This is a genomic window from Pseudoalteromonas sp. MMG033, from assembly GCF_057197785.1.
This window is the reverse complement of sequence record NZ_CM170070.1, coordinates 3580642-3595387: the sequence shown is the minus strand read 5'-3', so window position 1 is coordinate 3595387 and position 14746 is coordinate 3580642. Positions and strand designations below refer to the sequence as shown.

The following is a 14746-nucleotide window of genomic DNA, read 5'->3' as shown; positions in this document are numbered from 1 at the left end:
ATGAGGCACTATTCAAAGATAAGCGCTGTAAAATTCAGCGAAAAAAAGCCCAACAATTTACAGTTGGGCATGACATTTTAAAAATTTAAGTTTTAAAACTTGTAAGCAAACTTCAGATAAGCCTGTCTGCCAAGAATACTATGGGTTTTGTTATCTACACCCATTGTTTCAGACGGTGCAAATGGCGCTTCTTCATTGGTTAAGTTAGATGCCCCCACAGTCATAGTTAATTTTTCATAGCCAATATATGTGACACTGGTGTCTATCGTTGTCCAAGAATCAATTTTAAATTTATTACCATCACTATCAGCTAAATCATTATATGAATCAATATAATTCACACTAAAATTAGCTACCCAATCATCTAGCGCCCAGTCTACACGTGCATTCCAACGCATATCTGGATGCTGGTACTCGCCATTTTCGTCTTCTATAACAGTAATCGGATTGCCATTCGCATCGTTTTGGATCAGCTCTTCATCATAACTCATTACATAAGTAACGTTATAACCAAACTTAAACTCACCCATATCTTGAGTTGGTAATCTATATTCTAAGTCAATATCGATACCATCTGTTTTTCTGCCACCAATATTGACGAATGTATCTTTAATACGACGAATACGACCAGGCGTGCCTCCTGTACTTGGATCTCTAATAACTAGACTTGAGTCGTCGCCGCAGCAATCTACAATGTCTTGAGCACCAATTTTTTTAATCAAGTTATCTTGGTCATAGTTCCAGTAGTCCAGACCGATACTAAATTCATCAGATGCCTGCCAAATAACACCTAAATTATAGTTTGTTGACTCTTCTGGCTGTAAGGCCTTATTACCCGCAACATCGGCTGTATATTCAAAAGGCTCACAGTCTAATGGATCTTTGGTAATTTTACAGCGGTCGCGGTCTATAACACTCGGAGATTCTTCTGTTTTACCCAGATGTAACTGTACCAAAGATGGTGCTCTAAACGCTGTGCCCCATGAGCCACGCACGACAATTTCTTCAAGTGGTGTCCAGCGAAATGCCACTTTTGGATCTGTCGTGTTACCAAAGTCACTATAATCCTCGTGCCTTAAGGCTAATTGTAACTCTAGGTTTTCAGTCGCTGGCACATTAAATTCTGCGAATATCGCTGTATTGTCTCTGTCACCATTTGCTTGTGTCGCTTCAGTACCAAATATTTCACCGTTTAAATATTGGCTGTCCGGATTATCTTCAATTTTTTCATAGCGATGTTCTAAACCAAACGCAGCTGCGACATAACCGTCACCAAATTCAAATAGCTCACCTGAAATCGTCGCATCAAAAGATTGCATCGTTGACGCGCCATAACGAGTCGTTGTTGTTTCGATTTTATCTAACGCAGCTTGTGAGTTCTGGCTAGGTTCAAACGGGTTCCATTCGCCACTGTCAATAGCTGCTTGTGCTCTTAACTTATTGGGAAAACCATCAAAGCCTTTTTCAACCGCACTTGAGCGAATTGAAGAATATGCAAATTCCCAGTCCCACTCTTTAAACTCGCCACGCATCCCCATCACAGCACGATAATATTCTGAGTCTACGTCTTTTTTACGGTTGCCAATATCAACCGTACGTCGTCGCATTGAGATATTTACACCGTGAAGAAAGTGATCGGGTTGGTCCGCAAGTGGGTGATTCGGGTTGTCACCATCCATGAATAATTCTGTAAAACTGGGGCTCGCTGCACCTTGAATGAAAGTAGATGTATGCTGTGCGGAGAACTCAGCGAAGCCTTCAATACCGTCTGTTATCTCTTGTACACCATTATAATTGAAGCTAATACGCTCTGTAGATGGGATTAATGTCATATGCGGAGCATAGTCGTAACGACAAATATCTCCAATAATCAAATCCGTTGGGCACGTATCATTTCCATATACATCAGCATACAGAGTTTTTCTTACAATAGTGCCATCATCTTCAACACGTGCAACATCTAGCCCTTCCCATTGAGCGTCAGTTACTCTATCTCTAACCACTTCAATACTGCCTGGAATACCTGATGAGCTCAGAGCGTTATTCCCCCCTCTGAATCTTTGATCTGCCGTAGACGCATAATCTCTATCAGCATAAAACACATCACCACGTTTGAAGTAATCCAATGAGAAGTTATGATGCCCTTTGTCTGTTGAGCTACCCCACAATAGCGTGAAGTTTTCTTCTTCTGCTCCACCATCAGCAGTGTCAGAAATCTTACCCGCTACTTCAAAACCATCGATATCATCACGTAATACAATGTTAATAACGCCAGCAACCGCATCAGAACCATAAGTCGCTGATGCGCCATCCTTTAACACATCAATTCTTTTCACCGATGACACTGGAATTGTATTTAAATCTACAAAGGATGTTTCAATATCTTTTGCAAAAGGACTAACAGCAACACGGCGACCATTAATCAATACCAGTGTTGATGATGCCCCTAACCCTCTTAACGCAACGCTTGAGCCGCCGTTAGCTGTATCATCACTTGAGTTACCTTGTGTACTGAACGTACCAGCACCAGCAACGGGTAGTTTTTGTAAAGCACCGATGAGGTCGGTTGAACCAGTCGCAGCTAAATCCCCTGCTGAGATTGTTTGAATTGGCGATGGCCCTTCGAGGTCTGAACGCTTTATATGCGATCCTGTTACTTCAATACGCTCCACTTCACTTTCATTCGCGTAACTTGGACTTGCCCCTCCTAGTAACGCAATACTTACTGCAGATGCAATTAGCGTAATCCCCTTTTTCATTTTTTCTTCTCCGTAGTGTTATTAAATAAAACATCTAATTAACCTTTATAACACATAGAAAAAACAATAAAAACACAATTGAGAGGGTATAACTTACAGGTGTTACCAACGGGAAATAAAAGAGAAATGATTTAAATTATGAAAGGTAAAATAATTGAAAATAAAAAAGCCCAACACGATGTGTCAGGCTTAATAGAAAAATTGATTGGATATAGTTTACAGTGCAGCTCTATGAATTTGCTGAACAAACTGCTTAACTGGTAAGTTATTGCATTTTAAGCTTCTCGCTTGACCGCGATAAGTTTTAAGACTATCTAAACCTTCTTTCGCAGCTTTCATACAAAGCTCAGTTGCAACTGACGTATTTTTAGCAACTAGCTTAGACTTGCTAGGTTGATTAGCAACTTGAACATCACTTTGCGTTTTTGCGAATGTACGAATATCTTCACCATTGCACTTTACTGTTTCTGAAAATCGCGAGATGAATATGCCTTGCTGAGCGCCTTCTTTGCGTGCAGCACTTAGGCCTTGATTTGCAGCAACCTCACATACTTTTGAGATTGCAGATGCATTACTTGCTTTAAAGCTTTGTGCTTGAGATGCAAAAGCAGTCGTAGATATAAGAGAAATAAGTGCAGCAACAGTGAAAGATTTAAACATAATTTACCTCGGATGAACGAATTACTGCGCATTATATAACCAAAAATTGCGCTGTAAATGATAAAAATAAACTTTTTTGAACATTTAATGATCAATTAACATATTCATAAACACATCGCTTTAACTATGCAAACTGCTCTAAAAAGTTAACAAACAAGTCATGAGTATCAGTAAACTTTTCAACTATCCCACGAGCAAAAGTGTTACACTCCTTTTTATTTAAAAATGACTTTCTAATATGAAAATTATCTCTTTCAATATCAATGGTCTTAGAGCAAGACTTCACCAACTGCAAGCACTTATCGACAAACATCAGCCAGATATAATTGGGCTTCAAGAAATAAAAGTCCATGATGAAGCATTCCCTATCGACGATGTAGAAGCCATGGGTTACAACGTTTATTTTCATGGACAAAAAGCCCACTATGGCGTCGCTTTGCTATCAAAGAAACCAGCCAAATCTATTATGAAAGGGTTTGCGACAGATACTGAAGAAGCGCAGAAACGTATGATCACGGGTGTATTCGAGAGCGACAATGGAAAAGAAGTCACAGTAATGAATGGCTACTTTCCACAAGGTGATAACATCAGCCATGAGACTAAATTCCCATATAAACGTCAATTTTATAAAGATTTAATGACTCACCTCAATAACAATGAATCTCCAGAGACTAATCTTGTCGTTATGGGTGATATTAATATCTCACCTACAGACAGTGATATCGGTATTGGCGAACCAAATATGAAACGCTGGCTAAAAACCGGTAAATGCTCATTCCAGCCAGAAGAACGTGAGTGGCTAAAAACGCTGATGGATTGGGGATTAAAAGACACCTTTAGAGAGCTTACGCCTGATGCACAAGATAAATATTCTTGGTTTGATTATCGCTCTAAAGGCTTTAACGATAACAGAGGGCTGCGAATTGATGTCGTGCTTGCAACAGAGAGCTTAATGGCAACCTGTACAGAAAGTGATATTGATTATGAGCTTAGAGGTATTGAAAAGCCTTCAGATCATGCGCCGATTTGGGCTACTTTCGATATTTAAGCACAGAGATAGTTTGCCCTAATAATGATAGGTAACATTTTATGGCAACTATACTGTTTTCTTTGTTCGCATTTGTAGTCAGTTTTGATAAAACACAACTATTAACACTACTCAAAACACCGCAAAGACAAACAGGTGTATTATGTTGTGCGCTTGTTATGGCTATTTTATGGAAAATACAGGCGGGGATCCTCCCCCATTTGGATATCCATATATTGGCCATAACAACGGTTACTTTGGTGCTTGGCTGGCGACTGTCTTTAATCAGCACGCTACTGGCTTCCCTACTCCACTTAGCTTTTGCTACAACACCAGTTGATTTTTTCTCGTTTTGGTTACTAACAGGGATTATTCCTGTCTATATCAGTTATGGTCTTTTTGTTATTTGCTACCAATACGTGCCAAAACATTTTTTTATATATATTTTTGTATGTGCATTTATTTGCGCAGGCCTTGTTGCTGCCTGTAAAATACTAATTACCAGTGTTTACTATTGGACCTTAGGTCTATACGACTGGCAAACGCTGCAATACAACTATATGTTTTACTCAGTGATCATGTGGTTCCCTGAAGCCATGTTAAATGGCATGGCCATCACATTAATGATCACTTATCGTCCTAATTGGGTTAGGACTTTTTATGATCAGGAATATTTAGATAGATGACATTAGATTACCGCTGCCCTATTTGCTCAGAGGCATTAACACAGACAAACAATACACTGGGCTGCATTAACCGTCATCAATTCGACTTTGCAAAAGAAGGCTATATCAATCTATTGCCTGTACAGTTTAAACGCTCTAAGCAACCAGGCGATAATCTTGATATGGTGCAGGCCAGACGTGCATTTTTTGCTACGAGCCACTACCGCTTTTTGCAGCAATCCCTGGCAGAGCTCATCACAAGTAAAAACCCTAATATCGTGATAGACCTTGGCTGTGGAGAAGGTTTCTACACTCACGCAATCGCGGCTAAAGTGCCAGATTCGACCCAAGTGTATGGATTAGATATCAGTAAACCTGCTGTAAAATATGCTGCAAAGCGTTATGAAAAACCACACTTTAGTGTCGCTTCAAGTAAAGACGCGCCATTTAAGGGCAAACAGGCGGATGTGGTATTAAGTATATTCGCACCAGTATTTGCACAAGAGTCTGCTCGTTTGTTACAAGACGATGGCACACTCATCGTTGTTGGGCCTGGCCCTAAGCATTTGTTTGAACTAAAACAAAAAATTTATGATAACGTGCACTTACATGAAGCGCCGGAATGTCCACAAGACTTTGAAGTGATTGAACAAACACTGGTTGAAGATAATCAGGCAGTCGCGACTGATATTGTTAAGCACTTAATTCAAATGACGCCTTTTGCATGGAAATTTAAAGCTTCTCATTACGAAGAGCTCTCTCGCAAAGACGTTCATGATATTACCTTTTCGTTTTTAATCACTCAGTACAAAAAATTAGTAAAGTGATTAACAATTAGGCCCGTATGCAAATCGCAACGGGCTTAAACATTTTAGTTCATGCCCTTCTGTATAGAAAAACTAAACTGTAGTGGCTCTTCTGAATTGTCTTGAGCCCACTTAAAATCTAACCCAGAACTTTCAAAGACCTGAATATTCTCAAAAACCTCAAGCACCTCTTGCTCCTTTTCATACACAGTAAGCTTGATACTTGTTATTTGTGTTTTGTCAGGAAAATCATAATCAATCGTCTGACCGTATCTTATTTCATTGTTGATCAACCACTGAAATGCCATCCCATCATGTACCTCACCTGAAGCGCTCAGTGACAAGGTTTGGTTATGTTGCTTAAAACCGATATTTATTAAAGGTTTAATTACGTCGACTTTTACCAATAGTTGAGCAGTAAACCTCGCTCTTCCATCAATGACAAGCGTAATATTCGCAATGTATTCTCCAGCTTCCTGATAACTGTAATTAATGCTTTGTGCATTATTTTCTATAACAGTGCCATCACCAAAGTCCCACACATACTTTATATCAGTGGCAGTAGACTGATGCTCTGCTAAAAACTTGCATTCTAGGCCGTTACTTTGGCATCCAATCTTCAAGTTAGGGTCATTTACATGAGCAATATCAATACGTTTCTCAAAAATTGATTCACCATCTTTTTGCAATATATAGCTTACACTGTCTTGAGGGGACAACGCAGTTAAAATAGTTCCAGTTTGACTATGCGGATATTCGATGCCATTAACCACCCAAATTAACGAATAACTAGCCGGAAGTGCTTTTGAGATATTTAGTATGAAGTCATTGTTTTCTTGCTGTACATCAACATCAAAATCCACAACTTCTTTTAACTCAATAGACTGTGACCGTTCAAATATAACAGAGGCGCCTTGCAGGGTGAGTAATGCAGTGACATTTTTCAGCCCTGTTGTACCAAAGTCATAAATTAGAAAGTCATTACTGCTAGTGAAGTGCTGTTCATCTATTTTCCACGCAAACCGAGTGATATTGCTTGGTAAGTCACCTACCAATAATAGCTTACATTCCGTACCATTTTGCTGACAATCAATAGAAAACGCTGGTTCCGGTAATACAGCTACACTTTTATCGATACGATTCACTTCGACACCATGGTAGAGCAATATTAACGTCACTTCTGATGTCTGTGGCATTGATTTTACAATATGGTATTCAGAGGTCTCTATTTCTTCATTACCAAAAACCCATCTAAAAGAATACGCACTAGTGAAGTCTTGATTGATAGATAAGTGGATCTCACTATTTTTCTGTTTATAGCCAAAATCAATATCCGGAGCAATGTAATGACCTTCACGTAATGTTATATTTAGATCAATCACTTGCGCATTGGTTAAACCTGCGCAACTAGAGGTTTCTTCTTGTGCAGATAACACAATCCTTACTACAATAGGTCCAGCACCCAATTTTTGATACTGAGCGAGGTCAAAGACAAACTCACCTTCCTGACTGCTCTGGTTGACCATTTTTTCACTATTAGTATCAAAATACCCATTTCTGTCCAAATCCAAATAAGTAGATATCGCTATCTCGGGATTAAGGCCAATAAAATCTATGTTTAAACCGCTTTGTTTAAAAACTGGATCGAGTATGGTCAGCTCATTAAAACCTTGCTCTACTTCATGATTTTGGGCATTAATTGAAAGGTTAGTAATATACTGATCGCTAATACCTTGTGGTTTACATAATACGCCGTCAAATAAACTCACCAACCTTTTAGTTTCTAATTCTGTGCCATCATTAAGCTCAACATACCATGATAAGTCATGTTCACCTGCACCCAGTGTATGTTGCCCAGCGATGATATCCTGCCAAACGAGTTCATTCTCTGGTGTCCATCTCATAACAGGGTTTGAACCAATTTGAACCTCGACAACCGAAGTATTGTCTTGTGAAACCCTCATATCACTAAAGTCATACCTTAGGCTGCCATATCGGCGATCAATAGATACATTTAATTGAGTATGCTCTTTGTCAGTCGCTATAAATCCAACTTTTTCAGCGAGCCGTGTAATATGTTCTGCATCAGGAGCATCAGCCACTGCAATAATACATTGCGAGGCTTCATACATACCTGCTGTGGCTGAAAAACACCCTGTCATGGCTTTTAACACTAGCTGATATGCTCGCTGAATATCCCAACCATCACTGGAAGCGATTAAATAGAAAAATTTATTTAACGCGCCAGCACGTTGATGCGACCCCACAGTCTGATCATACTCTCTATAGTCATCCATGCTAACGCCATCAAGCCTCGGCATAGCTGCATGTCGAGAAAATGTATCAGACAATCTTGCGTCAAAGCCTATTGCCCAAAGCATTTCATTTTGATCGTATAGTTTCGAATAAATTGCAGAGTGCACCCAGTTAGAATCAAAAGGCTCTGCTTGCAAATGCCGAGCGTAATAATCTTTAACAGCAATCGCTGTCATATCCGAAAAACTCTCATGTAATGCACTTCTCTTCGCACGAAGTTCTACTGGCTCATCTTCAAAATTAAAGCCTGAAATAATATTATCCGTATTCCACTCTAATATCGCATGTCCGATTTCATGAGCAACAATATCCAATGAACTACCATGTGGAAATGGGGAGCCCTTTGTTCCTCCTGCATAATTTGTAAATTCACCGTCCCAACTGCTTTGATATAAATTTCCTGCATCAACACGCTGTTTTATTTTATTCAAGCAATAACCCGCTTCCTTCTCACAACGGCTTTGCTGGTTTGGAAACAACTGTTTAAAATGATAATGCAAGGTTTGGGCAGTAATACCACCAAAAAAATGACCGTCATTTACCGTTTTAAATGCACCTTTTAAAAAATAATAAAAGTATGGGTTACCACTAATACCGTGGGCTTCTTCAACACCATCTGGGCAAGCGTATGAATATGGTTCTAAAGCGCTGCCAAGGTATGTCTCAACCCAGTTATTTTGAAAAATACATCGATTATCGTATAGCTTAACGATCATTGGATAGCCATCAAACTCACTAAATGCAGCGTTGGTATTTGTTCGATAATAAATATTACTGACTATTGGCGCATTTGGAAAAAACTGCTGTGTGATGGGGTGCTCAAGTGGTAAAACACTATTTTGGCATTTTTGAGTTGGCATGTCTGGGGCTTGGTGGCAGTTTAGACCAAGTTTGTAATTCCCAGTTGTTGTCGCTACCGGGTGATAGCTCTCATCATGATGTTCTGAGAAAGCATAATTACTGACAGATACACCTAACTGCTTTAAAGTGAGACTATCCAAGGTAATAAACTGGCGTCTTTGCTCCTTTGATTTTACTTCGACTTGATAAATAAAACGAAGCTTTTGTTGCCTACCTAAAACAACTAAACGATTAACCTGTGCCACATCTGATACAAATGGATAAGTCTGTAAGACATGCTCCGTGACATAATCATCTTTGTAATTGAACTTAGGCTTCTTTATTTTCAAACTTGCTAAGCTTTCTGTTAATTGACTTACAAAGCTTAAATTTCCAGATATTAGCTGCCCCTTACCGCCCTGTGTTTTTTTTAAAACCAATGTACTGTCATATACCTTTACATCATCCAAGTACAAATCATAATGTTTGAAGGTAGACGACGTATCTATTTCCTTAATTTTGTTTAATTTATATTGAATATCAGCGGGTTGGTCTGATAAATGTATATGGTAACCTTCATATTGGTATGGAAACGGCGAAACCTGTTGTGCTCTAGCGTCACACATAAAAGCTTGACAGCCGACCAAGGTAAATATAAATCCTAACTTACGCACTGGAGTCCTTCCTGAAATTATTTTTGTGGTCAAAAAACCAGTAAAAAATAACCAATAAAACTGAGATAATCCAGTAAAACCCCTAAATAAGTTCATTATATAAACAATTTCATAATATAAAAGTATGTATTTAAAGTTTCATATAAATATATTAAGTTAGACGCTTATTCACGTATCAAACAATCCATCAAAAACTGTTAAATCGAAATATATTATCTCCATAAATGGGAAAGGAAATTAAATGCTGTTAAAAAGGATATTGCTGATAACTTGTGTACTGGCTTTTAACATACCTACTCAACTCCATGCACAAGAAAAAACCTACTTTTGGGATTTTGGTGATGGCTCAACGAGTACAGAGGCAAGCCCTAACCATACTTATACAAAACCCGGGATTTATACCGTCTCACTTACTGAAACAGTCAGTGATAATCTTAGCTATAGTAAGCAATACGAAATAAACGCCATCACTCCCGTGATAGAATCACTTAATTTAATCGCACCACACGATATACATAAGGGAGAAAAAGCACGTGCCAGTATCGAACTGAACTCGGAATACGACTTAGCCTTAGACTACGAATGGTTACTTCCTGATGACACGAAATTAAATGGGGAACATGTAGATTTTGCATTTGATACAGTCGGTGAGTATACAATTCAAGTGACAGCCCTTTTCGAAGGTAAACATGTATTTACACAGTCTTTCGATATAGAAGTCATAGCTGAAACCGACACACAGCCAAAAGATATATCAAACCCAGTTGAAAACACTGAACCGGTTGAAAACTCAAGCCCAGTTGAAAACACTGAACCGGTTGAAAATGATATTAATAAAGAATCACCTAGCTCTGGTGGAGCATTGTATTGGCTATTAATAATATTAGGCTTGCTTAAGATAAAAAGAATCACCAATGCCTAGCTTAAAGAAGCGCACAATAAATATAGATTATTGTGCGTTTGAACTTTTTACAGGTTTTCTTTAGTGAAGGCTTTATCCATCTTATCGAACATGTCACTGAGTAATTTAGCCAGCTCACGATAAGTGGGCTTTCGTGTGCAAAGATCCCCTTGATAACCGTTAGCAACCATTTTTTGGTACAAATCTCTATACCAAGAATTCAGTGCAGGGGTTAAGGCTGTCTCACATCGCTTCCCTAACCATAATAATCCTTGTACTGGCAGCGTTAGAAAAAACAACGCAATCGCAATTGATTGAGGTAAATACTCCATACCCAGTAGGCTTGTTTGAAAAAAAACAGTAAACATCGCTAAAATTGGCATAGTTTGCAAAGCCAGATCCGTAGCCCTAATCACTCTAAACTCGGGAAATAAAGGTGCGAGTTCCTTACGCATTGGCCATTCTTTAGCATATTGACGGCCCAGTTGCACTTGTGAAATAAGACTTTTCTGCATCATAACTCCTAGGTGCTAACTTTTCTCAAAAAAATAAGGTAAAATTACGGTCATTCATGTCAATTATACCTTAGTATTAAGTGTAATGCTGAATGAACGTCATCATTTAGCTTAATACGCAACTACTCTTATTGTCAAAACGGAAAGTCATTATGTCATCGTCGCATGTTTTGGTCCTCAATTGTGGCAGCTCTAGCCTCAAATTTGCAATCATAGACTCGAGCTCTGCAAAAGAGCATTTATCCGGGTTAGCGGAACGCTTGGGTGAAGAATCACCTCAAATTAAATATAAAGTTAATGGCCAAAAGCACATTATTTCTCTATCTAATGGCGACGCCCATGAAGTCGCTATAAACAAACTGGTTGAACTAGTAAAATCGTTGAAGCTCGATCAGCAGCTTGTTGCTGTTGGACACCGCGTCGTGCATGGTGGTGAACACTTCACCAAATCAGCACTTATAGACAACACGGTGCTTGAAGCAATCAAGCAAACAGCAACACTTGCGCCTTTGCATAACCCAGCTAACTTACTTGGTATTGAAGCGGCCACGGAAGCATTTTCAACACTTCCTCAAATTGCTGTTTTTGACACTGCTTTCCATCAAACAATGGATGCAACTGCATTTTTATACGCATTGCCATATAAATTGTACGAACAACACAGCATCAGACGCTATGGTTTCCACGGAACCAGTCATTATTTCGTATCGGCACAAGCCATCGAACAATTAGGCCTAGCTGATAAATCTTCTAAAATTGTTACTGCGCACCTTGGTAACGGATGCTCTGTTTGTGCTGTTAAAGATGGCAAATCAGTAGATACCAGCATGGGCTTAACACCTTTAGAAGGCCTTGTAATGGGCACACGAAGCGGTGATATTGATCCGGGCTTATTTGCCTACCTAGTGAACCAGCTTGGTTACTCTGCGGCACAAATAGACACATTATTGAATAAAGAAAGTGGTTTACTTGGCATTAGTGAGCTGTCAAACGACTGCCGTACAATCGAAGAAAATGCTTCCCAAGGTCATGAAAAAGCAAAACTAGCTTTAGACATATTCTGCTTCCGACTTGCAAAGCAAATTGCGAGTTTTGCAGTACCACTTGGTGGGATTGATGCTTTGGTATTTACGGGTGGTATCGGAGAAAACTCTGATGTGATCCGTGCAAGTGTCGTCAACCAGTTAAGCTTCCTAGGCTTCCAGTTAAACAATGAGCGAAACTTAGCAGCAAGATTTGGCAGCGAGGGCGTTATTACTGAAGGTTCATCTACGCCTATTGCCATGGTTATACCAACTAATGAAGAACTTGTTATTGCACAAGATGCGGCAACACTTGCTGGGGAGCAATAATTATGGGTCGTAGGATCATGCTTATTCCAATCTCAACTGGGGTTGGTTTGACATCTGTTTCTGTCGGTTTAGTGCGAGCTTTAGAGCAAAAAGCTGTAAAAGTTAACTTTTTCAAACCGATTGCTCAGCCTCGAAATGCCGATGTAGGGCCTGAGAAGTCGACTTTAATTATCAAGCAAGGCTCATCAATTGCGCCCCCTACGCCTTTCGAATTGCACTATGCAGAGCAAATGATTGGTGATGGTAAAGGCGATGACCTGCTAGAGGAAATAGTAGAGCGCTTTGAAAGCAGCGTACAAGATGATGAAGTCGCCATCATTGAAGGTATGGTGCCAACACGTAAACAACCTTATGCTGGTCGTGTCAACCGAGAAATCGCCCAAACTTTAGGCGCTGATATCGTGTTTGTATTAACACCAGGTAATGACACCAACGACCAACTTGAAGACCGCTTAGAGATTGCCTCTGGTAACTATGGTGGAATAGACCATGCGAGAGTACTAGGTTGTATTTTCAATAAGGTCAACGCGCCACTAGATGAAGATGGCCGCGCTCGTGCTGATTTGGTTGACCAACATGAACCAGAACAACTTGAAAACGAGATGAACCGTTTGGCTTCATTGCCAATCTTCCGCAAACATCCGTTTATGTTGCTTGGCGCTATCCCTTGGGATTTCGATCTTGTTGCACCACGAGTTAGAGATCTAAGTGAATATCTCCAAGCCGAAGTCATCAATGAAGGGGATATGGCTCACAGACGTCTTCGCCGCGTTACCTTTTGTGCGCGAACAGTGTCTAACATCCTGAACCACTTTACTCCAGGCGCCCTTTTGGTTACTCCTGGCGACCGTTCAGATATTTTGGTCGCTGCATGCTTATCGGCTATGAATGGTACAAAATTAGGGGCAATTCTACTGACTGGTGGCTTCAAGCCTGAGCCGCGGATCATGGAACTGTGCGAGCAAGCCATGAATACCGGCTTGCCCATCCTTGCAACTGAAGCAGATACATGGAGAACATCGTTATTACTGCATAACTTCAATATGGAAGTACCTGCGGACGATGAACAACGCATTGATAAGGTGAAGCAACACAACGCTGATCATATCGACCCAGATTGGCTAGATAGTTTATCTCAAGGTGTTGCTCGCACCAGAAAGCTCTCGCCACCGGCATTTAGATTCATGCTGACGGATCAAGCACGTAGAGCAAACAAAACCATTGTATTACCAGAGGGTAATGAGCCACGCACAATCAAAGCGGCAGCAATCTGTGGTGAGCGAGGCATCGCTAAAACGGTCTTACTTGGTGACCATGAAGAGATCCAACGTATCGCAGCGCAACAGGGCGTGGTGTTAAACGAAAACATCACCATTGTCGACCCAAGCCAAGCGATTGGTAAGTATATTGCACCTATGGTTGAACTGCGCAAGAACAAAGGACTTACTGAAGTCGTCGCCGCAGAACAACTGCAAGACAATGTCGTGCTTGGTACCATGATGTTAGCTGAAGATGAAGTAGATGGACTTGTATCAGGTGCGGTTAATACCACTGCGAATACCATTCGCCCTCCTCTACAGTTGATCAAAACTGCACCAGACTCATCTTTAGTGAGTTCTGTGTTCTTTATGTTGCTACCTGATCAAGTACTTGTTTATGGTGACTGTGCAATTAACCCAGATCCAACCGCTGAACAATTGGCTGATATCGCGATTCAATCAGCTGATTCAGCTGCTGCATTTGGTATCGAGCCAAAAGTTGCGATGATTAGTTACAGTACAGGGACTTCAGGCCAAGGGGCTGATGTTGATAAAGTAAGAGAAGCAACTGAATTAGCACAGCAAAAACGCCCAGATTTAGATATTGACGGGCCGTTACAATACGACGCAGCGATTATGGAAAATGTCGCACGTAAAAAGGCACCAAATAGTAAAGTAGCTGGCAAAGCAACTGTATTTGTATTCCCTGACCTAAACACAGGTAACACAACATACAAAGCAGTACAGCGAAGCGCCGAGCTCATCAGTATTGGTCCGATGCTTCAAGGGATGAGAAAGCCTGTAAATGACTTAAGCCGTGGAGCACTGGTTGATGATATCGTTTATACGATTGCATTGACGGCAATCCAAGCGGCTCAACGCCCATAAATAGCCTTTCTTAACGCTATCAAGGGAGTAGGCAATCTCTACTCCCTAAATAAAAAGGTTTCTTTTCCTTTTGCTTACCTATAC

General features: G+C 40.2%; 10 protein-coding genes. 6 read left to right on the top strand and 4 right to left on the bottom strand.

Annotated features, from left to right (window positions below; translation table 11 throughout):
* Nucleotides 1-92: 92 nt before the first annotated feature.
* Together AC2CZC_RS15655 and AC2CZC_RS15650 are read right to left on the bottom strand one after the other, a co-directional pair.
* Nucleotides 93-2759: a TonB-dependent receptor plug domain-containing protein gene (locus AC2CZC_RS15655; protein WP_484582506.1), complete on the bottom strand. Its 2667-nt coding sequence runs from the start codon at nucleotides 2757-2759 to the stop codon at nucleotides 93-95.
* Nucleotides 2760-2975: 216 nt separating this feature from the next.
* On the bottom strand, nucleotides 2976-3419 hold the full coding sequence (locus AC2CZC_RS15650) for an exonuclease III (RefSeq protein ID WP_484582505.1): 444 nt from the start codon (nucleotides 3417-3419) through the stop codon (nucleotides 2976-2978).
* 238 nt (nucleotides 3420-3657) lie between these two features.
* Between AC2CZC_RS15650 and xthA the strand changes: the two genes are divergently transcribed.
* From xthA to rlmA, 3 genes are read left to right on the top strand one after another with little or no spacing between them, the layout of a single operon-like run.
* A complete protein-coding gene (gene xthA / locus AC2CZC_RS15645; protein ID WP_484582504.1) occupies nucleotides 3658-4467 on the top strand; it encodes an exodeoxyribonuclease III in 810 nt (269 codons plus the stop codon).
* A 41-nt stretch (nucleotides 4468-4508) separates the two neighbouring features.
* A complete protein-coding gene (locus AC2CZC_RS15640; protein WP_484582503.1) occupies nucleotides 4509-5132 on the top strand; it encodes a hypothetical protein in 624 nt (207 codons plus the stop codon).
* Nucleotides 5129-5938 carry a 23S rRNA (guanine(745)-N(1))-methyltransferase gene (gene rlmA, locus AC2CZC_RS15635; protein ID WP_063364001.1) on the top strand — a complete coding sequence of 270 codons (810 nt, stop codon included), beginning with the start codon at nucleotides 5129-5131 and terminating at the stop codon, nucleotides 5936-5938. The genes AC2CZC_RS15640 and rlmA overlap by 4 nt, the downstream gene beginning before the upstream one ends.
* A gap of 44 nt (nucleotides 5939-5982) precedes the next feature.
* On the opposite strand, the gene AC2CZC_RS15630 is transcribed toward rlmA, so the two are convergent.
* Complete coding sequence (locus AC2CZC_RS15630) at nucleotides 5983-9747, bottom strand: M4 family metallopeptidase (protein WP_484582502.1); 3765 nt, start codon at nucleotides 9745-9747, stop codon at nucleotides 5983-5985.
* Between the two features lie 241 nt (nucleotides 9748-9988).
* Between AC2CZC_RS15630 and AC2CZC_RS15625 the strand changes: the two genes are divergently transcribed.
* On the top strand, nucleotides 9989-10669 hold the full coding sequence (locus AC2CZC_RS15625; protein WP_484582501.1) for a PKD domain-containing protein: 681 nt from the start codon (nucleotides 9989-9991) through the stop codon (nucleotides 10667-10669).
* A 47-nt stretch (nucleotides 10670-10716) separates the two neighbouring features.
* On the opposite strand, the gene yfbV is transcribed toward AC2CZC_RS15625, so the two are convergent.
* Nucleotides 10717-11163, bottom strand: coding sequence for a terminus macrodomain insulation protein YfbV (yfbV, locus tag AC2CZC_RS15620; RefSeq protein WP_484584895.1), 447 nt, complete (start codon nucleotides 11161-11163; stop codon nucleotides 10717-10719).
* A gap of 152 nt (nucleotides 11164-11315) precedes the next feature.
* Between yfbV and AC2CZC_RS15615 the strand changes: the two genes are divergently transcribed.
* Both AC2CZC_RS15615 and pta read left to right on the top strand, forming a co-directional pair.
* The gene (locus AC2CZC_RS15615; RefSeq protein WP_211036325.1) at nucleotides 11316-12515 is read left to right on the top strand and encodes an acetate kinase; all 1200 of its coding nucleotides are present in this window, start codon (nucleotides 11316-11318) and stop codon (nucleotides 12513-12515) included.
* Nucleotides 12516-12517: 2 nt separating this feature from the next.
* Complete coding sequence (gene pta / locus AC2CZC_RS15610) at nucleotides 12518-14662, top strand: phosphate acetyltransferase (protein ID WP_484582500.1); 2145 nt, start codon at nucleotides 12518-12520, stop codon at nucleotides 14660-14662.
* Nucleotides 14663-14746 lie beyond the last annotated feature (84 nt).